This is a genomic window from Paenibacillus sp. P2(2022) (assembly GCF_029522175.1).
GTDB classification, from domain to species: Bacteria; Bacillota; Bacilli; order Paenibacillales; family Paenibacillaceae; genus Paenibacillus; species Paenibacillus polymyxa.
The window spans coordinates 1-23176 of record NZ_JAKWFI010000010.1 but is presented as its reverse complement, the minus strand read 5'-3'; the positions used below and the strand labels follow the sequence as shown (position 1 = coordinate 23176).

General features: G+C 43.8%; 19 protein-coding genes and 1 rRNA gene. 17 read left to right on the top strand and 3 right to left on the bottom strand.

Annotated elements, in window-relative coordinates:
* Positions 1-267: 267 nt before the first annotated feature.
* From MMB75_RS22550 to MMB75_RS22480, 15 genes are all read left to right on the top strand, one after another.
* On the top strand, positions 268-3255 hold the full coding sequence (locus MMB75_RS22550; protein ID WP_016819031.1) for a glycoside hydrolase family 48 protein: 2988 nt from the start codon (positions 268-270) through the stop codon (positions 3253-3255).
* 136 nt (positions 3256-3391) lie between these two features.
* Entirely contained in the window at positions 3392-3895 is a 504-nt protein-coding gene (locus tag MMB75_RS22545) for a ferritin (RefSeq protein ID WP_013371107.1), read from the top strand.
* A gap of 286 nt (positions 3896-4181) precedes the next feature.
* The gene (locus tag MMB75_RS22540; protein WP_025364830.1) at positions 4182-4730 is read left to right on the top strand and encodes a GNAT family N-acetyltransferase; all 549 of its coding nucleotides are present in this window, start codon (positions 4182-4184) and stop codon (positions 4728-4730) included.
* 320 nt (positions 4731-5050) lie between these two features.
* Entirely contained in the window at positions 5051-7078 is a 2028-nt protein-coding gene (locus MMB75_RS22535) for a S9 family peptidase (protein ID WP_045245173.1), read from the top strand.
* A 197-nt stretch (positions 7079-7275) separates the two neighbouring features.
* Complete coding sequence (locus MMB75_RS22530) at positions 7276-8379, top strand: DNA alkylation repair protein (RefSeq protein WP_277510959.1); 1104 nt, start codon at positions 7276-7278, stop codon at positions 8377-8379.
* 177 nt (positions 8380-8556) lie between these two features.
* A complete protein-coding gene (locus tag MMB75_RS22525; RefSeq protein ID WP_016819035.1) occupies positions 8557-10146 on the top strand; it encodes an acetate--CoA ligase in 1590 nt (529 codons plus the stop codon).
* A 47-nt stretch (positions 10147-10193) separates the two neighbouring features.
* On the top strand, positions 10194-11426 hold the full coding sequence (locus MMB75_RS22520) for an aminopeptidase (protein ID WP_029514312.1): 1233 nt from the start codon (positions 10194-10196) through the stop codon (positions 11424-11426).
* Between the two features lie 245 nt (positions 11427-11671).
* Positions 11672-12262: a TetR/AcrR family transcriptional regulator gene (locus tag MMB75_RS22515; protein WP_016819037.1), complete on the top strand. Its 591-nt coding sequence runs from the start codon at positions 11672-11674 to the stop codon at positions 12260-12262.
* 18 nt (positions 12263-12280) lie between these two features.
* On the top strand, positions 12281-12907 hold the full coding sequence (locus MMB75_RS22510) for an HXXEE domain-containing protein (protein ID WP_016819038.1): 627 nt from the start codon (positions 12281-12283) through the stop codon (positions 12905-12907).
* A gap of 119 nt (positions 12908-13026) precedes the next feature.
* Positions 13027-13815 carry a DUF4309 domain-containing protein gene (locus MMB75_RS22505; protein WP_016819039.1) on the top strand — a complete coding sequence of 263 codons (789 nt, stop codon included), beginning with the start codon at positions 13027-13029 and terminating at the stop codon, positions 13813-13815.
* Positions 13816-13958: 143 nt separating this feature from the next.
* Positions 13959-14486 (top strand): TetR/AcrR family transcriptional regulator, encoded by a 528-nt coding sequence (locus MMB75_RS22500; RefSeq protein WP_016819040.1) that lies wholly within the window; start codon positions 13959-13961, stop codon positions 14484-14486.
* A gap of 210 nt (positions 14487-14696) precedes the next feature.
* A complete protein-coding gene (locus MMB75_RS22495) occupies positions 14697-15287 on the top strand; it encodes a sulfurtransferase TusA family protein (protein ID WP_016819041.1) in 591 nt (196 codons plus the stop codon).
* Positions 15284-15799 carry a DsrE/DsrF/DrsH-like family protein gene (locus MMB75_RS22490; protein WP_016819042.1) on the top strand — a complete coding sequence of 172 codons (516 nt, stop codon included), beginning with the start codon at positions 15284-15286 and terminating at the stop codon, positions 15797-15799. Before MMB75_RS22495 ends, MMB75_RS22490 begins: the two co-directional genes overlap by 4 nt.
* 75 nt (positions 15800-15874) lie before the next feature.
* Entirely contained in the window at positions 15875-16141 is a 267-nt protein-coding gene (locus MMB75_RS22485) for a metal-sensitive transcriptional regulator (RefSeq protein WP_016819043.1), read from the top strand.
* Positions 16142-16323: 182 nt separating this feature from the next.
* Positions 16324-17004, top strand: coding sequence for a YetF domain-containing protein (locus MMB75_RS22480; RefSeq protein ID WP_016819044.1), 681 nt, complete (start codon positions 16324-16326; stop codon positions 17002-17004).
* A 125-nt stretch (positions 17005-17129) separates the two neighbouring features.
* Here the strand turns inward: MMB75_RS22480 and MMB75_RS22475 are convergent, their stop codons facing one another.
* From MMB75_RS22475 to MMB75_RS22465, 3 genes are read right to left on the bottom strand one after another with little or no spacing between them, the layout of a single operon-like run.
* Entirely contained in the window at positions 17130-18236 is a 1107-nt protein-coding gene (locus MMB75_RS22475; protein ID WP_016819045.1) for a GerAB/ArcD/ProY family transporter, read from the bottom strand.
* A 23-nt stretch (positions 18237-18259) separates the two neighbouring features.
* Positions 18260-19465: a Ger(x)C family spore germination protein gene (locus MMB75_RS22470; protein ID WP_045245171.1), complete on the bottom strand. Its 1206-nt coding sequence runs from the start codon at positions 19463-19465 to the stop codon at positions 18260-18262.
* A gap of 9 nt (positions 19466-19474) precedes the next feature.
* A complete protein-coding gene (locus MMB75_RS22465; RefSeq protein WP_016819046.1) occupies positions 19475-21094 on the bottom strand; it encodes a spore germination protein in 1620 nt (539 codons plus the stop codon).
* 226 nt (positions 21095-21320) lie between these two features.
* On the opposite strand from MMB75_RS22465, the gene MMB75_RS22460 reads away from it, so the two are divergent.
* Together MMB75_RS22460 and MMB75_RS22455 are read left to right on the top strand one after the other, a co-directional pair.
* A complete protein-coding gene (locus tag MMB75_RS22460; protein WP_016819047.1) occupies positions 21321-22481 on the top strand; it encodes a trans-sulfuration enzyme family protein in 1161 nt (386 codons plus the stop codon).
* A gap of 472 nt (positions 22482-22953) precedes the next feature.
* Positions 22954-23176 (top strand): 16S ribosomal RNA (locus MMB75_RS22455); the annotation flags it as partial.

Below are 23176 nucleotides of genomic sequence, written 5' to 3'. Positions count from 1 at the left end.
CTCCTTGTGAAATAGTACCGATTCCTATCGATTTCGTCAATTTTCCTTGTGCAACTCTAAACATATAGAATTTTTCGACTCTCATTTGGCGACTAGTGTGGTATATTCTTGCCAGGGCCAATGTGAAGCATTTGGAGCTATGGACAGCGTGTCCTCCACCTTTATAACGGGAAAGTGAGGTGATGGCGCTGTCTTTTTGTGCTGTCTTTTTTCGGAACCAAATTTTGAGTAAAGCCAATATTGATAATGGAGAGGATGAATGCAAAAGTGATCAGTAGAAAATCTGTGTTCAGAAAATCTGTCTCTATGGTCATGTCAGCCATTTTGGTACTTCCGTTAAGCTTGGGTTTATTTCAGGCCGAACCCGACCGTGCATCAGCCGCAACCCCTGAATCAACACGCTTTTTGCAAATGTATAAACAACTGAAGGACCCAGCTAGCGGTTACTTTTCTAAAGAAGGTATCCCTTATCATTCCGTTGAAACACTTATGAGTGAGGCGCCTGACTATGGACACTTAACGACCTCGGAAGCATACAGCTATTGGATGTGGCTAGAAGTTCTCTATGGTCATTATACCGGGGATTGGGGTCATTTGGAATCGGCATGGGACAACATGGAGAAATATATCATTCCTGTTAATGAGGGTGACGGTAAGGAAGAGCAGCCTACAATGAGTAACTATAATCCGAACAGCCCTGCCACTTATGCCGCAGAATATCCACAGCCGGATCAGTACCCAAGCCGTCTGAGTGGTCAGTATGGTGCTGGCAAGGACCCGCTGGACTCTGAGCTGAAGGCAACCTATGGCAACAATCAGACCTACCTGATGCATTGGTTGCTGGATGTAGACAATTGGTACGGTTTTGGCAATCTGCTGAATCCGTCACATACGACGACCTATGTGAACACCTTCCAGCGCGGGGAACAGGAATCGGTCTGGGAGGCTGTACCGCATCCATCGCAGGATAATCACAAGTTTGGCAAGCCTAATGAAGGCTTCATGAGCCTGTTCACCAAGGAAAATAATGCTCCTGCACAGCAATGGCGCTACACGAATGCCACGGATGCGGACGCACGGGCGGTTCAAGCCATGTACTGGGCAAAAGAACTCGGTTATGACAACCAGGTATATTTGGACAAAGCGAAAAAGATGGGAGACTTCTTGCGTTACGGCATGTACGATAAATACTTCCAGAAAGTAGGAAGCGCTTCCAATGGAAGTCCGATTGCTGGCACGGGCAAGGATGCCAGTCTTTATCTAATGGCATGGTATACGGCTTGGGGCGGCGGACTGGGCCAAAGCGGCAACTGGGCTTGGCGGATTGGTGCCAGCCATGCGCATCAAGGCTACCAGAATGTCGTTGCTGCATATGCATTATCCGATAAGGATAGCGGATTGATACCAAATTCACCTACGGCAGGACAGGATTGGGCGACCTCGCTCAAGCGCCAATTGGAATTTTACACTTGGCTGCAATCTGATGAGGGGGCCATTGCAGGTGGAGCAACGAATAGCTGGGATGGTGCCTACAAGGCGTATCCATCTGGTACGAGCACTTTTTATGGCATGGCTTATACAGGGGCTCCTGTATATCAAGATCCACCGTCCAACAACTGGTTTGGCATGCAGGCTTGGCCTGTCGAGCGGATTGCGGAGCTGTACTATATTTTGGCCAAGAAAGGTGACACTTCGTCTGAGCAGTTTAAAATGGCTAAACAAGTGACTGAAAACTGGATCGCTTGGTCCAAGAGCTATGTATTTGCCAACGAACGGCCTGTAACTGATGCGCAGGGTTACTATTTGGATGCACAAGGCAAGCGTATTCTGGGTGGCAAAAATCCGAAGGTAGCCACTACAGCGGCTAAAGGTGAGTTCTGGCTGCCGAGCAATCTGGAATGGAGTGGAAAGCCTGAAACCTGGAGCGGATTTGCCAATCATAAAGGAAATGCCAATCTTCATGTCGTAACCAAAAATCCAGGACAGGATGCAGGAGTGCTGGGCAGTTATGTGAAGGCGCTTACCTTCTTTGCTGCCGGAACAAAAGCTGAAAAAGGAGACTACACCGAGTTAGGCAAGGAAGCCAAAGATCTGTCCAAAGCCTTGCTTGATGCAGCATGGGGCTATAACGACGGCATAGGAATTACAACGAAGGAAGCACGTGAGGATTATTATCGTTATTTTACTAAAGAAGTATATATCCCGAGCGGATGGAGTGGTAAGACTGGGCAAGGCAACACGATCCCAGGCACAGACGCTACACCGTCTGATCCGTCCAAGGGAGGGAATGGTACGTATTCCAGCTATAGCGACATCCGCCCTAATATCACTAAAGATCCGCAATGGTCCTATCTTAAAGACAAATACACGACTTCATGGAACAAACAGACCAAAAAATGGGATAAAGGTGCGCCAGAATTTACGTATCACCGTTTCTGGTCCCAAGTAGATATGGCAACTGCTTATGCAGAGTATGACCGTCTGATTAATGGTAGTGGACCAGCCGAACCTACAGCTCCCAAAGCTCCGGCAAATGTAAAGGCGAGTGCAGGAGATGCACAAGTTACACTAACCTGGAGCAAAGCGACAGGTGCTGATAGCTACACGGTTAAGCGCTCCACAGCCAGTGGTGGCCCGTATACCACGATAGCAACGGTAACTGACGCCACTTACAAGGATACAGGGGTGGTGAATGAAACCACTTATTATTATGTAGCAAGTGCAACAAATTCCTTAGGAACCAGCCCGGATTCTGCTGAGGTCAGCGCCAAGCCAACAGCAGCCCCGATTCCGGCGAAGGGAGATGTAATTGCCCAATACCGTGTGGGCGACACCAACCCGGGAGATAACCAGATTCGACCACTCTTCCGTGTCGTAAACAAGGGTAAAGAGGCTCTTGATCTGAAAAACGTCAAGCTGAGATACTACTATACTGTAGATGGCGATAAGGGGCAGGAGTTTCACTGTGATTATGCACAATTGGGCAGCGGCAATGTTCAGGGACGGTTTGTGAAACTGGATAAGGCCGTAACTGGGGCAGATTATTATTTGGAGATCTCCTTTGGAGCCGGTGCGGGAAGTCTGGCAGCAGGGGAAAACACGGGGGATATTCAGATTCGCATGAACAAGACGGATTGGAGCAACTATAACGAAAGTGACGATTTTTCCTATGATGCAACCAAGACCTCTTATACAGATTGGGACAAAACACCTTTGTATATAAACGACAAACGTGTCTGGGGTCTGGAGCCTTGATTGTGAACTAAATGTTGAGCAAGGCGGGCGGAACGTGAGTGTGTCTGAATTCACTTCCGTCCGTTTTTTTGTGATCAAATTCATGGTACACTAAGAACGTTACATCATTACATATCTGACCGAGGTGACCTAAGACATGAATGACAATTTGGCACAGGCTCTGAATGAGCAAATGAACTTTGAATTTTACTCCGCTCACGTATATCTGGCGATGGCTGCATATTGCTCTAGTGAAAGTCTAGATGGGTTTGCAAACTTCTTCCTGGTACAAGCAGAGGAGGAACGGTTTCATGCCATGAAACTGTATAGATACATTAACGACCGTCGAGGACGCGCCACATTGGCAGCATTACCGGAGCCCAAAAATAGCTACGATTCCATGCTGGACGTATTTGAGCATGGCTACAAGCATGAGCAGCAAAACACACAAAAATTTTATCATTTGGCTGACTTGGCCCTCGATGCACGTGAGCATGCAACGATCCATTTCTTGAAATGGTTTATTGATGAGCAAGTCGAAGAGGAAGCTCTGTTCGATAGTGTTATCCAGAAGCTTAAGCGCATTGAAAGAGACAGCAATGCCTTTTATATGCTGGACAGCGAGTTTGCCAAACGCAGCTTTGTTGCCCCTGCGGAATAACACAGCGTACAGGTTGGTTTGAATGCCCCAGAGACAGGGACAGCATTCTATTGGTCTAGAAAGTAAAGGAGCCCGGCTTTCGGGCTTTTTTGCTTTTATTTGAATTGCGGACTTTCCAACCCTCAAGGGACATTGTTATTTTAAATGAAGGTATAGAAAAAATTAATTTGTCGCTGAATGGTGAGCATGCTACAGTTATGTTAACTTTTATTTCTGATTAAAAAGATAGGATTAGTTAAAAAAAATTTATGCACATTATTACAATACTATAGGGAGGCGGGGAACTATGAGCGAGATCTATCGTCTGGCACGTCAAGAGGATGCAGAAAGATTGCAGTATATAACGTATGAGGCATATGAAACAATTCGGCAGTTGGAGCTTAAATGGCCTGCCGCTCAGGCAGACGTCGCTCTCATTCAAGAAAACATTAAAAATAATGATTGCTATGTGCTGGAAGTCGATGGTGTCATCCAGGCTACCGTTAGTCATCTAAAAAATAGAGCCCTTAATTTTATAACCGATCTTCCGTTTGTGATGTGGTTTGCCGTAGATCCGGCTGCTCAGGGCAAAGGATATGGAAAAAAACTGCTGAACTGGGTAGAACAAATGATTATTCGTGATCAGGTTGGAGCTCCTGCAGTGACATTAGCCACTGCGGAAAAACATCCCTATTTATTATCCATGTACGAGCGTTGGGGATATGAACGTATCCATGCTTTTGACCATGGAACAGGAGACGGGACGATGCATTTACTGCGTAAAGTAGTGAATCCTGAATTATTCTCCACCTACATCCATGAAAAGAATGAAGCCGAGACTGCTAACCGAAATTAGACACGATCACTGGAGAAGCCTGAGTTCACAGCAGAAATTCCAAAATATCGTCAGGCAGGCTGTGCCTGCAGAGGAACTTGGCTTTAATGCGTACGGTACAGAAGAACGATAACAGATATGACCTTCTCTCAAGAAAGCAACCGAAGCAGCGGTGTTTTCGAGTCATTATGACTGAGAGAGGGTTCTTTGAGTTTTGGACAAATTGACAGAGATACATAAAAAGAGTAACGTAATTGTATATTTATTAAATTCATATAAAATTAATCGGATTAATTGAATGTGAAGTTGTACAAATCTGACAATATTAAGGAGGAATTTATTTGAGCAACTCGCAATCTGGCACAACCAAACGCCGTATAACAGCTGAGGATTTATATCGATTTCACTGGGTTAGCGATCCAGCTGTTCATCCCACGAGTGGCGAAATTGCTTACGTAGAGCAGTATATTAATAAAGAACGGACAGACTACAACTCGGCTATTTGGCTGTTGCCGTTCGAAGGTAAAACTCCAATACCCTTTACATATGGACCGAAAGATGAAACACCTGTCTGGTCACCGGACGGGTCACAACTTGCTTTTCTCCGTTCGACAGACGGCAAGCGTCAGGTATGGATTATTCCAGCACGCGGGGGGGAAGCTCGACAACTTACGCACGTAGGGAACAATGTTCGTTCATTAGCCTGGTCGCCGGATGGAGCCTACATATCGTTTGTAGCTAAAACTGCTGAGAACCAGTCAACTCCTACATGCGACGCAGGAAAGCAGGAGACACAGCTTGAGGGACGAGTGGTTAATCGAACAAAAGCTAAATCCGACGGCTATGGGCTGTGGGATGATACTCGTGATCACTTGTATGTAACTGATGTGACTTCAGGGCACACGGTTCAATTGACATCCGGCGCTTATGATGTCGCGGAGCCTGTCTGGTCACCGAATGGCCAACAGATTTTATTTGTCGCTAGAATAGCGGAGCATTCCAAAGAGGATACGGATTTACGCAAGCAAAGTGATTTGTTTACGGTAGCTCCTGCGACTTCTAATAGCAATGCGACAGTACCGTTTAAGCTGACTCATTCCGAGCTTCAAATCGAGAGCGCTGCATTCTCTCCCGATGGTACATTGATTGCCTTTTACGGTCATGATCGTCATGCCAAAGGCGCTACTCAGACTCGACTGTATACGGTTCCCTCCAGTGGCGGGACGGCAGTATGTGTTAGTGAGACGCTTGATGCTCACCTCGGTAATGCGGGTATGAGCGACATGCGTTCACATCTTCATGTAGGACCACCACGCTTCAGTGCGGACAGTCAATCCCTGTATACGCTGGTAACCATTGAAGGAAATGTGCACGTATATCAGTTTTCGCTTGATGGAACTTTTAAAATTTTAACCCAAGGAGAACGGGAAATTTACCAATTCGAGTTTACTTCGGATGAGCAGCATATCATTGCTGCTTCCACCAATGTCGCTTTACCAGGCGATTTGTTTCGGATTGCGATCCATTCAGGGACCGAGGAACGGCTAACACGAGTGAATGATGCTCTGCTTGATGAGATTGAGATCAGTGCGCCTGAGAGCTTCTGGACGGAGGTCGAGGATGGTCGACGCGTGCAGGGATGGGTGATGAAGCCTGCTGGTTTTAAGGAGGGGGAGGCTTGTCCTGCCATTTTGGAAATTCACGGCGGTCCCCATGCCATGTATTCCAATTCCTTTTTTCATGAGTTTCAGTTGCTGGCGGCTCGGGGGTATGTAGTCATCTATACGAACCCGGGAGGAAGTCGAGGGTATGGACAGTCTTTTACCAATGTTGTCCTTGGAGATTACGGCGGACGTGATTACACCGATCTACTGAGCGCCGTGGACGAGGCTATACGCAAATTCCCATTCATCGATCCAGAAAGACTGGGTGTCACGGGAGGCAGCTATGGTGGCTTTATGACAAACTGGATTGTCGGGCATACGGATCGTTTCCGCGCAGCTGTGACCCAGCGTTCCATATCTAACTGGCTGTCAATGTATGGGGTGAGTGACATAGGATACTCGTTTACGGAAGATGAAGTTGGCGGGAATCCATGGGATGATTTCGAGCTTTTGTGGAGGCAGTCCCCGTTGGCTTATGTACAGCAAATCAATACACCGCTGCTCATATTACATGGAGAACAGGATCTACGTTGCCCTATTGAGCAGGGAGAGCAGTTGTTTACAGCATTGCGTCGTTTGGGAAAGCCCACCCAATTTGTCCGTTTCCCAGCTTCGAGTCACGAGCTTTCACGTAAAGGGCACCCACAGCTTCGCGTGGAACGACTGCAACGCATTACCGACTGGTTTGTCCAACACAAAATATAAGTCTCATTCGATTTGTAGTGTTTATGGAAAAATGTCAGGTCCTAATCTTAGGACTTGGCATTTTTTAATGTGTCTTATATCCATTCTCTTAACCCCATTTAGTGCTGGTGCTGGGTCACGATTTATGGTTATCATATACGAAGATATTGTTCGTTCATCGCTTCTTGCTTACATTCATATTTAAAAGGAGATATACAATGGCTGAACCCTTAAAAAATATGTACACGGAGGAATTCCTTCGTCTATTCGGTGAAAGAGTACAGGCTGCATACAGTCCGTTCGACATTGACGGATTTATCCATCAAGTTATGGATAAAAAATGGGGAGAACTGGAGCTAAAAGAACGAATACGGCGTATTTCGTTAACATTAGGGGCGTTTTTGCCCAGTAGTTATGAAGAAGCTCTTTCTATATTATTTGCCATTGATGAGTACTGTAGCGGATTTCCGTACTTGTTTTTCCCTGATTTCGTAGAGGTATATGGGCAGGGAGAAGAGCATTGGGACCTGTCCATGAATGCACTGGAGCGATTTACATCAAAATCCTCTGCGGAGTTCGCTGTGAGATCCTTCCTCCTGCGTGAACCAGAACGGATGATGCGGCAGATGATGACCTGGGCGGGACACCCCAGTGAACACGTCCGCCGTCTTGCCAGCGAAGGTTGTCGTCCACGGCTGCCTTGGGGACAGGCGCTGCCTGTCTTCAAACGTGATCCTGCTCCGGTATTGGCTGTATTAGAACTGCTGAAGGCCGATCCATCATTGTATGTACGTAAAAGTGTAGCCAACAACCTGAACGATATTGCCAAGGATCAACCCGATATTGTCATCGCAACGGCTCAACGGTGGAAGGGCGCACATCCTGATACCGACTGGATTGTGCGTCATGGCTGTCGATCCCTGATTCGCAAATCCATCCCTGAAGTGATGGCCATGTTCGGCTATGCGGATGATACGGATGGGGTGCCGCTGGTCACAGCAGCCTCTTTCACCACAGACCCTGCCGTATTAAAGATCGGGGATCACAGTGAACTGAGCTATGTGCTTCAGCTTCGAGAAGGTGAACCTGTACGAGTTCGCATCGAATATGGCATCGACTTTGTAAAGGCGAGAGGACAAGTTTCACGCAAACTGTTTTTGCTTTCTGACAAAACGGTTCCTGGAGGAACCCGTCTAACGGGTACACGAACACACCGGTTCGCAGACCTGACAACTCGTCGTCATTATGCGGGAGCGCACCGAATTGTGCTGCTCGTAAACGGGCAGGAAGCGGCTTCTACAGTGGTAGACATTGAGTTGTAGATTACAATAATAGTAAAGAAAAGAGTCTGTATTCAGGCTCTTTCTTTTTGTCGTTTGTTTTACAAATTTTATTTTTTTCCAAATAAATTAATTCTGGTATTAGAACCTGGTACTAAGACGTGTTATACTACATAAAGGAAGTTGCTCTTATCTTATGTATAAAGGGGAAGGTATAACTTGACTGATCAGCAACAATGGCTTGCGCCTGAATATTACAATATGACTTCGGAAATGGAACACCATGAGGCTGGTAAGACCGCACTCAAGTGGTTAAGTGAGACAGGGGAATACGAAGAAATCACCTACGGAGAGCTGTTGAAAAAGGCAAATCGGCTGGCTGGTGGACTTGCAAGTCTGGGATTTAACAAAGGAGATAGAGTTCTGGTCGTAGTACCACGGCGTATTATTGCATATGTCATTTATCTGGCATGCTTGAAGCTGGGGCTTGCTGTCATCCCATCTTCAGAAATGCTGCGGGCCAAGGATATTGCATATCGCCTTCGCCATTCGGAAGCGCGTGCAGTCATTGCCTGGACCGGAGTAACAGGTGAAGTAGATAAAATAAGTGATGATTTGCCTGCTTTGGCTCACCGCATTGTAGTCCCCGGGGACCACACAGCAAATGCACCTGGTTGGCTTGTGCTGGATGAGCTGATGGAAGGACAAGAAGATATTTTTGAAGCTGTGAAGACACACCGTGACGACATGGCCATTCTGGCCTATACTTCGGGTACCACAGGAAATCCTAAAGCTGTTGTACATAGCCATGGCTGGGGATATGCCCATCTGCGGATAACATCACCATGGTTGGACATTCAAGCTTCAGACATAGTATGGGCCACAGCCGCACCTGGCTGGCAAAAATGGATTTGGAGTCCGTTTTTATCGGTACTGGGAAATGGGGCGACTGGATTCGTATATAATGGTTCGTTCCGTCCGGGTCGTTATTTGCAGTTGCTGCAGCAATACGGAGTCCAAGTGTTATGTTGTACGCCAACTGAATATCGAATTATGGCAAAAATGGATGGTTTGGATCAATACGATCTATCCCTATTGCGCAGCGCAGTTTCTGCGGGGGAGCCGCTCAATCAGGAGGTTATCAACAAGTTTCAGGAGCAGTTCAACATTACGATTCGTGATGGCTACGGCCAAACCGAGAGTACGTTAATTATTGGAAATCTAAGAGACACACCTCTGCGCACAGGCTCGATGGGCAAATCCATTGCACCGGGACTTGTTGAGGTCGTAGACGAGGATGGTATTCCGCTGGCTCCAGGGCAAGTGGGCGATATTGCAGTGCGTGCTGATCTGCCGGCATTGTTTCATACGTATTATCATGATCCAGAACGCAAATTAGCTAGTGTGCATGGAGATTATTTTGTTACAGGAGACCGGGCTCGAAAGGACGAGGATGGATATTTTTGGTTTGAAGGACGCGGTGACGATATCATTATCAGTTCTGGATATACCATTGGTCCTTTTGAAGTAGAAGAAGCGCTGATGAAGCATGATTCTGTGCAGGAATGTGCAGCGGTAGCCAGCCCGGATGAAATCCGTGGACATGTTGTGAAAGCTTTCATCGTGCTCAAAGCCGGGGTAGAAGGATCACCGGAGTTAGTAAAGGAACTGCAACATCATGTGAAAACATGGACGGCACCTTACAAATATCCACGAAAAATAGAATTTATTCAGGAACTCCCTAAAACCAGCTCAGGAAAAATACGGAGAGTGGAGCTGCGTGATTTGGAGAAGCAATCTGCACTGTAGTGATGAAGCCATTCAATATTATTAAAACGAAACAGGAGCGTGGAAAAATGAGTACATTTGAATCATTGTTGGAGCAATACGCAGAACTGGTCGTAAGAGTAGGGGTCAACATTCAGCCAGGACAGGCGTTGTTGGTAACTGCACCACTGGAAACTGTTGAGTTTACACGCCTGATTGTCAGCAAAGCCTATGAAGCAGGCGCTAAATATGTGCAAGTAGAGTTTGAGGACGATTCCATTACACGCAGTCGTTTTGAACATGGTGACGAAGCCAGCTTTGATTACTACCCTGCTTGGAAGGCAGACATGATGGAGAAATTCGCCGAAGAGGGTGGAGCTACGCTAACGATTAAAGTGCCGAACCCGGATTTATATCAAGGTATTGACCCGGAACACGTTTCACGCGCAACAAAGGCGGCGGCTACGGCGAGAGAAGGTTATGCTCACTATACGCGGAATGCTAAGATTAGCTGGTGCCTGATTAAAGCGCCGACGAAGGCTTGGGCAGATAAAGTATTTGCCGATATAGCAGAAGAGGACCGAATTCGTGTCATGTGGGATACGATTTTCCAAATGAATCGTGTAGACGGCTCCGATCCAATTCAAAATTGGCAGGGACATTTAAACAATCTCGAACAGCTACAAAACAAGCTGAATCATAAAAACTATAAAAGCCTCCATTATCGTGCACCAGGAACAGATTTGAAAATTGAATTGGCCGAAAGACATATTTGGCGTGGTGGTGGCGGCGAAAACGCCCAAGGAATTTATACTGTGGCAAATATGCCGACAGAAGAAGTGTTCACAATGCCTAAGCGTACAGGTGTCAATGGCCACATCACAAGTACCATGCCGCTTAATTTAAATGGGCAACTGGTAGATCGCATTACGTTTACCTTTAAGGACGGTAAGGTCACCGAATATACAGCAGAATCCGGCGAGCAGCATCTCACTCATTTGCTCGCTACAGATGAAGGGGCCTGCTATCTGGGAGAAGTTGCCCTGGTGCCGCACGATTCACCGATTTCCAATCTCAATCGCATCTTTTATAATACAGGTATCGACGAAAATGCCTCCTGTCACTTGGCCCTAGGCAGTGCGTATCCATTTAATATCGAAAATGGGACACAAATGAACCGGGAGGAGTTACTCCAGAACGGTGCCAATGTCAGCCTGACTCATGTTGACTTTATGATCGGCTCAGCCGAGCTGGATATTGATGGTGAACTGCAAGACGGAAGCACAGAGGCTGTGTTCCGCAAAGGAAATTGGGCAATTTAGTTTAGTCTTTTCTTAATCTCACTTCACTCAACCCGCAAACGATCTGATTCGTTTTGCGGGTTTTTTCATAGCCTAATTCTCATATCTTTACTTGTTTTGTGAAATGTAAAGTGCTAAGCTAAGTTCAAACAATAATTTAAACAGTGTTTTAAATATCGTTTTAATTTTGTTTAAATTGTTGTTTTGCTTAAAGTAGTCCGTTTCATTTGTCCTTTAGGATTAAACTAAACAGGAGGAGGAAAAAGATGAGTCACCCAGACAAAAAACAACAGACCAAAGAAAAAATTCTACAGTCTACGCTGGAGTTTATCCAAAAGAAAGGTTTCGAGGCGGTTACAATCCGAAAAATTGCTGACCTGTCTGGTACTAATATTTCTCTAGTTAATTATTATTTTGGCTCCAAAGAAAATTTGCTCAGCGAAGCTATCGAAGTGATCCTAAACAGCTTTCAGCACACATTTTCTGTTTTGGACAATACAGCGATGCCCCCGCAAGATAGACTGAAACAATTTTTACTTAACTATTTACAGGTCATTCGCCAATATCCAGAGCTACTATCACGAATTATTGTGATGGGCAGCACGCCCTTTACATCTCAACAGGAATACGGAAGATTTTTAAACATAATGGGGTTTCCAAAGGTCCAGAACACAATCAAGGAGCTAACAGGTGAGCAACAGCCAGAGCGGTTGTTAGCTATGATGCTGCAAATATTCGGAGCCATTTTTCTGCCTGCACTGATGAGTCCAATTCTTGAATCTGGAGCAGTTGTGGAAATGCCTACAATAGAGGAACAATTAAACCTGCTGTTTGAAAGATATTTTGATCAAAAATAAATCTTAGGGGTGAATGCCATGGATTTTTTGAGAAAATATTGGCAAGATGCAGGAGGCATCATTGGAGTGGCTGTATGTATTGTTTTGCTTATGAATTCAGCCATCTTATCGGATCTATCAGGCATACTGTGGTTAAGCTTTGTGGCTATTTTGTTTCACCAATTTGAAGAATACCGCTGGCCCGGATATTTTGCGGGTTTATTTAACAATGTTTTGTTTAAAAGTGAAGCCCCGGATCATTACCCCTTGAACACTCAATCAGCGATGATCATTAATGTGGCAATTGCCTATGTATTTTATCTACTCCCCGTCTGGTTTCCCCACGTAATCTGGCTTGGACTCGCACCTGTTTTGATGGGATTTTTTCAGGTCATCTGGCACGGAATTGTTGTCAATCTCAAAGCAAAAACTGTATATAATCCCGGTTTGTGTACGGCAGTTCTCCTGCATGTCCCTGTCGGAATCTGGTATATCCATGAAATTGTAAAGCGAGACATTCCTACGGCAATAGACTGGATTGCAGGCACAATCTACTTTGTTTTTGCTATATACATTTTTATTGTGAAAGGGAATATATGGTTGAAGAAGAGTGACTCCCCTTACGCCTTTTCTAAACAACAGCTAGGCGCTTACGATCGCAGGTAGGATGTATTAGAGATTTATAACGCTATTGTTTACAAGTTGGATACAAGTAGAGGTATTCTCGAAACGAGGTTCGGTTACACTTGGTTTGTACTCAAGAACAAGGAAAGAGTGATCTCATAATGAAACCTATACATCAATCTCGCAATCGTAAAAAGTTAGCTTGCAAGCTAGTCACTACCAGCGCTTTATTAGCAATCGGTTTTGCTGTAATGACAGGATGCGGCAATAGTGGAGAAGCAAGCTCAATTGCTCCATCTACAACAAAATCAGCCACACCATCTGCCAGTAATTCAACAGATCAGAACACAGACATCAATACAAATGAGCAAGATACTCCCAATAACAAGACGAATACAGATATCAGTAAGCCTAGTGCGGATGCAGAAAATTCCAAGAAACCTGGAAAAAAGTCTGATCAAGGTTTAACCTCGACACAGCAGAAACCTGCTAGTAGTACAGCCACACCTGACAGTAAACACAGCTCCGCAGCTGCTATAATGAGCGCAGCCAAGCAGGGGACGTTGCCCAATCTGCCTAAAGGTCTTGGTCTAGGAACGAGCAGCGATCTGTTGTTCGAGCTATGGGGGAAATCCGATTCTGGTTCTACAGGCCCTATGAGAAGTTACGCTAAATATCATACAGATCTCATACTGGATGGAAGTGACAAAGTTACAGAAATTACTTCTTACGATCCACAATATAAGAAGTTGCTTATTAAACAAGTTATTAGCGAACTAGGCCAGCCCACAGAAACAATTGACACCTCTAAAGACACATCCGGCACAGCAGAAGCTAATTATACGATCAACAACACGTCAGATCTTAGTTATTATTTAGTATTTTCTTATCAAACCAAAACGCAAAAGGTCAATTATGTTCGGTTTTACTTTAACACGATGACGCCATAATGGAGTGTGCCAAAGAGTCGTTTCCATCATGATTAGGGAGGCGACTTTTCTGGTTCATTGCATTTTTAGAGTGTGACATTTATACTAATTAGTAATTGATTAATCACTACTAGGAAAATGTAATAAACAAAGGATGAGAAAATATGGCTAAAGCTACATCAACATCAATAAATCGCCAAAAGGAAATCATATCTGCTGCTATCGAAGTCTTTGCAGAGATGGGCTACTACCGAGCTACAACAGCCAAAGTTGCGGAACGGGCCAATATTTCTCAGCCCTATGTTTTCCGCTTTTTTGCTACCAAGGAAGCTTTGCTTATTGAAGCGTTGAAGGTTTCATTTGCACGTATCATAGACTCTTTTCACCAGGTTATTCATTCGGCTTCGTCTGAGCAGTTAGAGCAAGAACTGATTGCAGCCTATTCGCAAATTATGATGGACTATCGCAATGAAATACTCTTACAAATGCAGGCGCAGACGATCCGTGAGGATGTAATTGTAAGTGTTATGCAGCAAGGATTTCGTGAAATTCATACGACAGTTTATAACGCTTTCCGGCAGGCAGATATCGAACATGCGATGGAAAAAACGATGCTTTTTCTGGCCAGAGGAATGCTATGTAATATTTCGATGTCGCTGGATCTACCAGAACTGATGAAAATAGACGATTAATTTTATGTATGCAGTAGAGTCGCGCTTTTGTGCGGCTTTTTTTGTTTGCTTTTAGTTAGTACAAGGCATAAATTCGTTAGTTTCTGAGCGAAAGAAGCTAACTAGGTTGACAAGGGAAGTGAGTCTCGTTATTCTAATACCCATAGGGGTATATGTATTAGGGGATTTTGCTAAACTAATCCCCCTCAAAAAACAGGCGGAGGTTATAGAATGTCATCAACTAACAATATCCAAGCAGATCATATTCTTGATTGCAAAGGGCTAGCTTGTCCTATGCCTATTGTAAAAACAAAAAAGGCTATGAATGACCTCGTTCCCGGAAAGATTATGGAGGTTCAAGCGACTGACAAAGGTTCATTAGCCGATTTTCAGAGCTGGGCTAAAAACACTGGACATCAATATTTGGGCACTCTCCAAGAAGGAGAAGTAATGCGACATTATTTACGCAAAGCAAATCCGGCTGAAGTGAAGAAGGAGCAAATATTTTCTTCTACGATAAGCCATGAAGAGCTACAAGCAAAATGTTCTTTAAAAGAGAACTTCATTTTGCTCGATGTTCGTGAACCCGCCGAATTCGCGCTTAAACATATCCCTGGATCTAAACATATCCCTCTTGGCGAACTGGAGAACAGACTCGCTGAGCTGAATCTGGAAGATGAAATCGCAGTGATCTGCCAAGCTGGAGCACGCAGTGAAAGGGCCTGCCGCTTGTTGGCAGACAAAGGAGCTAAAAACGTCAAATCTGTGCTTTCAGGCATATCCGACTGGGCAGGAGAAACAATGGGGAGCGATTCTATATGAGTACAGCAGCAGGAACTTATGCAGAGAATCAAGAGCAAGCTCAGCCCAAAACAACGATTATATTATTCAGCGGCGAGCTGGATAAGGCACTTGCTGCATTCATTATTGCGAATGGAGCGGCGGCATATGATCATGAAGTAACTATTTTCTTTACATTTTGGGGACTAAATATATTGCGTAAGGATGAACTCATACGCTCCAATAAAGGAATGCTCGAAAAAGCCTTTGGCTGGATCATGCCTCGTGGACCCAAAAAGCTTGGGCTATCCAAAATGAATTTTGCCGGACTCGGTCCACAGATGATCAAGCATGTCATGAAAAAGCACAATGCGCTTTCCTTGCCGCAGCTTATAGAGTTGGCACGAGAGCAGGGCATCAAGCTCGTTGCTTGTACCATGACAATGGATCTATTAGGACTGCAGCAAGCAGAGCTAATAGATGGTCTGGAGTATGCTGGAGTGGCCGCCTACTTGGGGGATGCTTCACAGGGGAAGGTGAATCTATTTATTTAGGGTATTCTATTTATTTTTTTGGTTTATAATATACCTATACGTGTATATGGTAAGTCAAAAAAGGAGTGCATACTTATGGATTACAATTACAGTGATGAACTGAAAACGCGCTTGAGAAGGATTGAGGGCCAGGTGCGTGGGGTGCTTCGTTTAATGGATGAGGGAAAGTCGTGCAAGGATGTAGTCAGCCAGCTATCAGCTGTACGCAACGCATCAGATAAAGCAATAGCCCAAATTGTAGCAGAAAATCTGCAACGTTGTATATTGGAAGAGCGAGAAGCTGGAGGAGATACAGATAAGCTGGTTAAAGAAGCAATTCAGCTGCTGGTGAAAAGTAGATAATTATGTGAATACACGAAAACAAAGAATATATAATAGCCGTAATTAAAAAAAGTTCGCTGCCTGTATCTGGCGGCGGGCTTTTTTTCGGACAACTTTAGGAATGGAATAAGCCTCTGTTTATACAGAAGTATACGAGTGTAAATAACCCATAAGAGAAATAACTTCTTTCGGAGGGTCTATTTATGGAGGTATTTGTTACGATTGGTGTCAAATTGATCATCAGCTTTTTTGGCTTGTGGATCATTACTTTTATTACAGGTCGAAAAACACTCAGCCAGTTAACACCACTTGATTTTTTGACATCATTGGTATTAAGCGAAATTGTAGGGAATACGTTATATGACGATAAGGTGACGATCTGGCACCTTTTGTTTGCTCTAGCACTATGGTGCGCGCTGGCCTACTTTTTCGAGAAAGCGACGACCCATTTTGTGAAATTTGGATATATGGCAGAAGGTCGAACAGTGCTGCTCGTAGATAAAGGGCAGGTTAATCAAAAAATGCTGGAGAAATATGATATAGAATTTACACAGCTACTCTCCATGCTACGCCAGCAAAATATTTTTTCTCTGCGTGAGGTCTGGTACGCCACTCTAGAGACGAACGGCTCATTGTCAGTCATGCGCAAACCCGAATACGAGCCACCTGCTGCTCAGGATATGGGAATAGATGCACAGCCTGACCTTTTTTCTGTTACTGTCATTGATAAGGGAAGGTTGCTAAATGAATCTATGCGTGGGAAGTCAATCGATATTGAACAGATTAAAGTAAAGGTGCGAGAGCAGGGATATGATAGTATCGACGAGATTGCCTATGCAGAGTTTAGCGAGGATGGGACACTTCACATCGTGCCGATGAAATAGAAAAAGCACAATAAAAGAGGCTGAATACTTGAATGATAGACATACTATAGTTCTGCGCTTCTTACCGTGTATGGTGTAGCTGCTGAGATAGAGGCATAACTTCGGAGTATTGAACTACCGTAGCCTTATGAAGAGGACTGTTTATTTGTCTTTTTTCTTTTTTTAATAACAATAACGGTAAACAGTAACAAAGGGAGGAAAATTTGAAAAATAGGAAACCAGGAATTAAGAACAAATTTTCGACCGATTACCATGTGATGAATATAGTTAGGGGACAAAAAAGAAAGACCATAAATAAGTGCTGCCAGGGGAAGAATCCATTTTTTAAATCCGACTCCAGTTATTTTTTCTAGTCCTATCACAGCACCATTAAAAAATAAAGACATTTTGATGATCAAGCCAAGAAAAAGAAGCAAGGTGAAAAGGGCATCCATTCGTTCGAACAGATCTGCTAATTCAATCAACTGAACGGTCTCCAAAAGAGGAAGTGTGCTATTGGCGGCGATCTTGGGTCCGAGAACAAAAATATCCAATTGATTAACAAATGTTAGAGCAAGTGCGGTCATTATATAGGCAAAGAAAACGGGTTTTGTGATATTCCGGCCTTTATGTACAAGCGGATAAAATACAAGAAATAACACAGTTTGTCCGAATGGAAAGGAGATAAGCTCAGGAATAGCGGCTTTAAATATGGGTCTCCATCCTTCCTCTAAAACCGGAAGGGAATTTTCCAAGTGAAAGAGACCGGTTGCCGGAATTAATATACTAATTATGGCGTATCCAAGTACAAAAAAAGGGAAAAGGAACAAGCAAAATAAGAACAATGCTTTGTAGCCGTAACGAACCGTGTTGGATACCACCACGATTGTGATCAAGATGATGATCCACAAAGGGGTTTGGCGGAGCAAAGTCATTACGGTTACCTCGCCTAAATCGCGTATGTTCCGAGATGCTTCATATGTAAAATACATCACAAAAAGTAAGTTAATGATTGTACCCACATATTTCCCTGTGTAACGGCGAAACAACATGAACAAATCCAAATCAGGATCTTGATGGTGAATAGCAAGATGGAGCATTAGCAGAAGTAGTCCTGCTAAAGCTCCTATCAACATAACTAACCAAGCATCTTGCTTTGCTTCAGCTCCCATTAAAAACAAAGTTGTACTTCCAACCTCAAACAAAGACATACAAATGATCAGCTCGGATACTCGGATTGTATTTTTACGCATTGCTTCAATTCACCTCTCCCTGCTTATTCATTTTTCAACAGTTCGTTAAAAGATTTTTCGAATAATCCCGGACGTGCAAGCTTCATTTTCACACCTATTTTTATATCCATGTTTGCGAACTCTTCAGGCCATGTCTCTTTTATTTTTTTCCAGTCTTTTGGATACTTGTGATGAATTTTATTTCCAACACCAATAAGGTCGATATTCTTTTGCTGTAAGGCTTTCCAGCCTTCCTGAATTTGTAATTTGATTATTTCCGCTGCTTGCATCTGCAATTGATGTATACTTTGCATATCTTTCATTTCTCTTTGCGAAGAGGCTGACAGAAGATCACCAGTAGCTTTAACGTCAACGTTGAGGTAATAATGATTTAAATTCTTGATTGGCGTAACCTTAACCTTGGCTTTCCGGATGAGGAAAGCGGACATAACATTTCCATCCACATAGTTTACAGTAGTGTTTTTAATCTGGTTGTTTAACCATGAAACCCCCATACTTTCCTTTTCATTTAGGAAGCCGACTCTCTTGTCTTTCTGAAAAATACTTAAGCCCGATAACTTGAGTTTATTTTTGGCGGAGGTTTCCTTGAAAACATCAACAGAATCTAGTTTCTCCGGCTCGGAACCCACAAGAGATATTTCTGGAACTCCGGCTGCACTATCGGAGCTAATTTTCGAAATAAATTCATACATGGATATTGCGGGGTAAATTGAGCCTAATTTGCTATCTCTTTCTATAATCTTTTCTAAAGCTTGACCAGGAATTTTCTCTGGTGGTACAAGCTTTCTCAAAAAATCACGAGCCTCTCCGTTGGCAATGAATACTTTTACAGTTTCTCGTGAATCAAGGTTGCGGAGGTAAATATCGATAATCTCTTCAATGCCTTGTTCTGCTGCTTTTTTTCCAATAACGAGTATATTATTTTGGGCGAAATATAGTTTACGTGGGTATTCCAGGCTACTCTTCATAACGGTCTCTCTCAATGTTTTTCCATGTGTAGAAAAGGTATGTACAGCGCTTTGCGATGCCCCGGTGGAAGAACCACCTGATCCAGTCGTCATGGCTGATGGAATTATAATTTGATAGGTATTGATCCAGTCGCCTTTATGTCCATCAATTCCAGTTGCTGTTGTGATGGCTAATTCGTTCAATTCTGTACGATCTACGCACCCTGTAAGTAATAATCCTGCAATAAACAGAACATAACTAACTCTTAATTGCCGCACCATTGATCCCTCCTATTTTTGGGTATCAGACTTGTCATTATTTTTGATTTCATCCGAACTAGCAGGGTATTGGTGAGCTGCCTGTCTTGTCTGGTTATGTCCCGTTTTTTCGCTAGGTCTGGTTTTCATAGCCCACCACGGAGCTCTGATGATAAGGTCCTTCATATTAGATTTAAAGGTGGGGCTGTAGGGCACAAAATAATCAACTCCGAATGATTTGAGAGATACAAGATGAACAAGAAGGGGGATAATTCCTATCAGAATACCGAATAAGCCCAGAGCCCCTGCCAGTAGCATAAGTGCAAAACGCAACAACCTGACTGCTGAAGCCATACCAAAATACGGGATGACAAAGTTCGATATAGCAGTGAAGGCAACAACGATAACCATTGCACCTGAGACCAGTCCGGCTTGCACCGCTGCCTGCCCGATAACCAAAGCTCCTACAATGGAAACGGCTGGTCCGATGACCCGTGGCATTCGCACACCTGCTTCACGAATCACTTCAAACATCAATTCCATCATTAAAGCTTCCAATAATGCAGGAAAAGGAGTTCCTTCCCGTTGAGCCATCAGCGTAATTAACAGCGTGGTGGGGATCATTTCCTGTTGGAAAGTCGTCAAGGCTATAAATAGAGAGGGAAGCAACAATGAGACTAGAAAAGATACCACACGAAGAGCCCTTAAAAAAGTTGAAATGTCATATCTCTGGTAGTAGTCTTCGGCCGTTTGAAAGAAATTAAAGAAGGTTACAGGTGCAATCAGAGCGAATGGTGTCCCATCAACCAGAACAGCTACTTGTCCGTCTAAAAGGCTACCTGCGACTGCATCCGGACGCTCTGAGTTTAGCATGGTGGGAAAGAGACTAAGTGGTTCATCCTGTATAAATTCTTCGATATAGCCACTTTCAAGTATGCTGTCTGTATCAATAAATTGAAGCCGTTTTGTAATTTCCTGTATTACTTCTGGATTAGCGACATTTTCAATGTAAGCTAACATGACTTTGGTTTGTGTATATCGCCCAATAATATGACTATCAAATTTAAGGTCAGGTGTCCGCAATTTTCTTCTGATCAGTGTGATGTTGGTTGAGATATCCTCCGTAAATCCTTCTTTAGGACCCCGCACTACGGTTTGAGTACTGGGTTCCTGAATAGCTCGTCTTACTCCGCCTGCGATGGAAACTACCAAAGCATAGTTGTTTCCGTCGATGACAATGACGGCATTCCCGGAGAGGATGGCTTGATATACTTCATTTTGCGAATGTATCATTTGAATATTTCCAGACGGAATTGTGTTTTTTAACAAAGAAGCTGCAGTATTTTCCTTAAACATAAAATTATCTGCGGAGCCCATCTCTGTAATCAAGCTCTCCATTAAATCGGAAAGCAAGTTTTGGTCAATCAGTCCTTCAATATAACAAACGGCGAGATGGCCAGCATGAGCAGGATTTTCGGGAAAATCACGAATAATAAAGTCAGAGCTTTGCCCGAGTTTTAATTTAAGTAAAGATAGAGTATGTGTTAATGATGGATTTATGGGTTCTGAAGAGGCCTGCTGTTTGGATTTTTCGATATCCTGTGTGTACCTTTTTCCAGGCTTCAGAACATTTCTAATCCAACGTGTTAACACAAGTAAACCCCCTCTATATTGATAAAGCATATCTTTGCCCTGCAACCCAAAAATATACGCTATTTTTATGAATTGGATACTTAGTGAAAGACATTTGGCAGCCTCATAGCTCCTTCGAAAATTAAACAGCACAGATCCAAAGCAATTTGTCTTATAGAATATTTGAGTCCCGGATTGAGGAGACTATCTCTTATGGTTTTGAAATTTCAGAAAGTGGTGATCAGATTTGAGTTTCTCGGATGATCAGCTTATCTGTCTCCGATTTGAGGACGAACTAGGGTATTTTGCTAAGTCTGCTGCTCCTCCTATTTATGAGACTGCTCCATTTTTCTTTGATACCTACGAAGACTATGCTGAAGCGGCTAATCATGAAAAGGAGCATTATGTCTATTCGAGGGGGACCAATCCTACCGTTCAGATTGCAGAGCAAATGATTGCTGCGCTAGAAGGTGGGGAGGACTGTAAGTGCTTTGCCTCTGGAATGGCTGCTATCAGTGCCGCTCTAATGTGTAGCTTATCCGCAGGGGATCATCTGATTCTGGTCGGACATATATATGAAACTTCCGTCAGCCTAGCCAAATACTTAACGAAGTTCGATATAAACTACACCATTGTACATTCGACTTCTACGGAAGCAGTTGCTAATGCCATCCAACCGCAGACTCGTTCTATTCTTATGGAGTCTCCTACCTCGTTTACATTCGATATGGTAAATATTCAGGAGGTAACTTCACTTTCCAAAGCGAAGGGTATACGCACAATCATAGATAATTCATGGGCTACACCCCTTTTCCAAAAACCATTGGAATGGGGCATTGATATCGTCGTTCACTCCGCATCCAAGTACTTGGGGGGACATAATGATTTAATTGCAGGGGCAGTAATCGCTTCTAAAGAGATAATAAATCGTATGTATGCTGAAGAATATGAATTGATTGGCGGTTCGTTAGCCCCTTTTGAAGCCTGGCTACTCATTAGGGGTCTAAGAACACTCCCGCTCCGTATGGAAGCCCATCAAAGGAATGCTCTGTTGGTTGCCCGTTTTCTATCAGATCATCCGGCCATTTCTAAAGTAAATCATCCTGGACTTCCTTCTCACCCACAGCATGAGCTGGCATGTAGACAGCTTAAAGGGTATGCCGGATTATTCAGCTTTGAACTAAAAGATTCGGGTTATGAGGATATATGCAGAGTGATCAATAAACTGCGACTGATTCGGATCGGTGTATCGTGGGGGGCTATGGAGAGCCAGGTGATCTCACCGAACTACGGGTTCAATAAGCAGAGTCTAAAAAAACAACACATGCCCGAATCGTTAATACGCTTGGCTGTAGGGCATGAACCTGCTGAACTTTTAATAGAAGATCTAGCTACAGCTTTAAGCTAAGGGATCATTTCAGGATTTTATGTAAAAAAGCGAAAGCAGCAGTTCCATCAATAAAGAGCTTCTGCTTTTATACTTTATAACGTTTATACCTTCGGTTGTTATAGACAAATCACTATGTGTAGGCGTGGTTCAGAAAAAAATTACACTGCGTAGAAACACAAATTATTTACTGGGAAAAATTACAACTTGCTTGATGGGTATACACGTGATAAATTATATATCCAGCCAGTTAAACGGCTGTTGATTTGATCTTTGAAAACTGAACAACGAGTGAGTACGGATTTTATTTATAAAATCCAATGCTGAAATTTTGGTACATGCCATCTGGCTGTATGAAATGGAAGCAAAAATGAGATGTTTTATCTCGTCAGTTTCAAAATGAGCTAATCGCTCTTTCTATATTGTTTCATCTTCGGTTCTTCTCCTTGGAGTGGATGAAGATGAAACAGGTTGACGTTACTTTGTAACGTCTTTAATGGAGAGTTTGATCCTGGCTCAGGACGAACGCTGGCGGCGTGCCTAATACATGCAAGTCGAGCGGGGTTAGTTAGAAGCTTGCTTCTAACTAACCTAGCGGCGGACGGGTGAGTAACACGTAGGCAACCTGCCCACAAGACAGGGATAACTACCGGAAACGGTAGCTAATACCCGATACATCCTTTTCCTGCATGGGAGAAGGAGGAAAGGCGGAGTAA

Bases quoted from the DNA above. Each gene is read 5' to 3' on its own strand.
- MMB75_RS22490 (WP_016819042.1), top strand. From the start codon at position 15,284: ATGAGTACAGCAGCAGGAACTTATGCAGAGAATCAAGAGCAAGCTCAG.
- MMB75_RS22470 (WP_045245171.1), bottom strand. From the start codon at position 19,465: ATGGTGCGGCAATTAAGAGTTAGTTATGTTCTGTTTATTGCAGGATTA.
- MMB75_RS22530 (WP_277510959.1), top strand. From the start codon at position 7,276: ATGGCTGAACCCTTAAAAAATATGTACACGGAGGAATTCCTTCGTCTA.
- MMB75_RS22510 (WP_016819038.1), top strand. From the start codon at position 12,281: ATGGATTTTTTGAGAAAATATTGGCAAGATGCAGGAGGCATCATTGGA.
- MMB75_RS22500 (WP_016819040.1), top strand. From the start codon at position 13,959: ATGGCTAAAGCTACATCAACATCAATAAATCGCCAAAAGGAAATCATA.
- MMB75_RS22515 (WP_016819037.1), top strand. From the start codon at position 11,672: ATGAGTCACCCAGACAAAAAACAACAGACCAAAGAAAAAATTCTACAG.
- MMB75_RS22475 (WP_016819045.1), bottom strand. From the start codon at position 18,236: ATGCGTAAAAATACAATCCGAGTATCCGAGCTGATCATTTGTATGTCT.
- MMB75_RS22480 (WP_016819044.1), top strand. From the start codon at position 16,324: ATGGAGGTATTTGTTACGATTGGTGTCAAATTGATCATCAGCTTTTTT.
- MMB75_RS22505 (WP_016819039.1), top strand. From the start codon at position 13,027: ATGAAACCTATACATCAATCTCGCAATCGTAAAAAGTTAGCTTGCAAG.
- MMB75_RS22495 (WP_016819041.1), top strand. From the start codon at position 14,697: ATGTCATCAACTAACAATATCCAAGCAGATCATATTCTTGATTGCAAA.
- MMB75_RS22485 (WP_016819043.1), top strand. From the start codon at position 15,875: ATGGATTACAATTACAGTGATGAACTGAAAACGCGCTTGAGAAGGATT.
- MMB75_RS22540 (WP_025364830.1), top strand. From the start codon at position 4,182: ATGAGCGAGATCTATCGTCTGGCACGTCAAGAGGATGCAGAAAGATTG.
- MMB75_RS22545 (WP_013371107.1), top strand. From the start codon at position 3,392: ATGAATGACAATTTGGCACAGGCTCTGAATGAGCAAATGAACTTTGAA.
- MMB75_RS22520 (WP_029514312.1), top strand. From the start codon at position 10,194: ATGAGTACATTTGAATCATTGTTGGAGCAATACGCAGAACTGGTCGTA.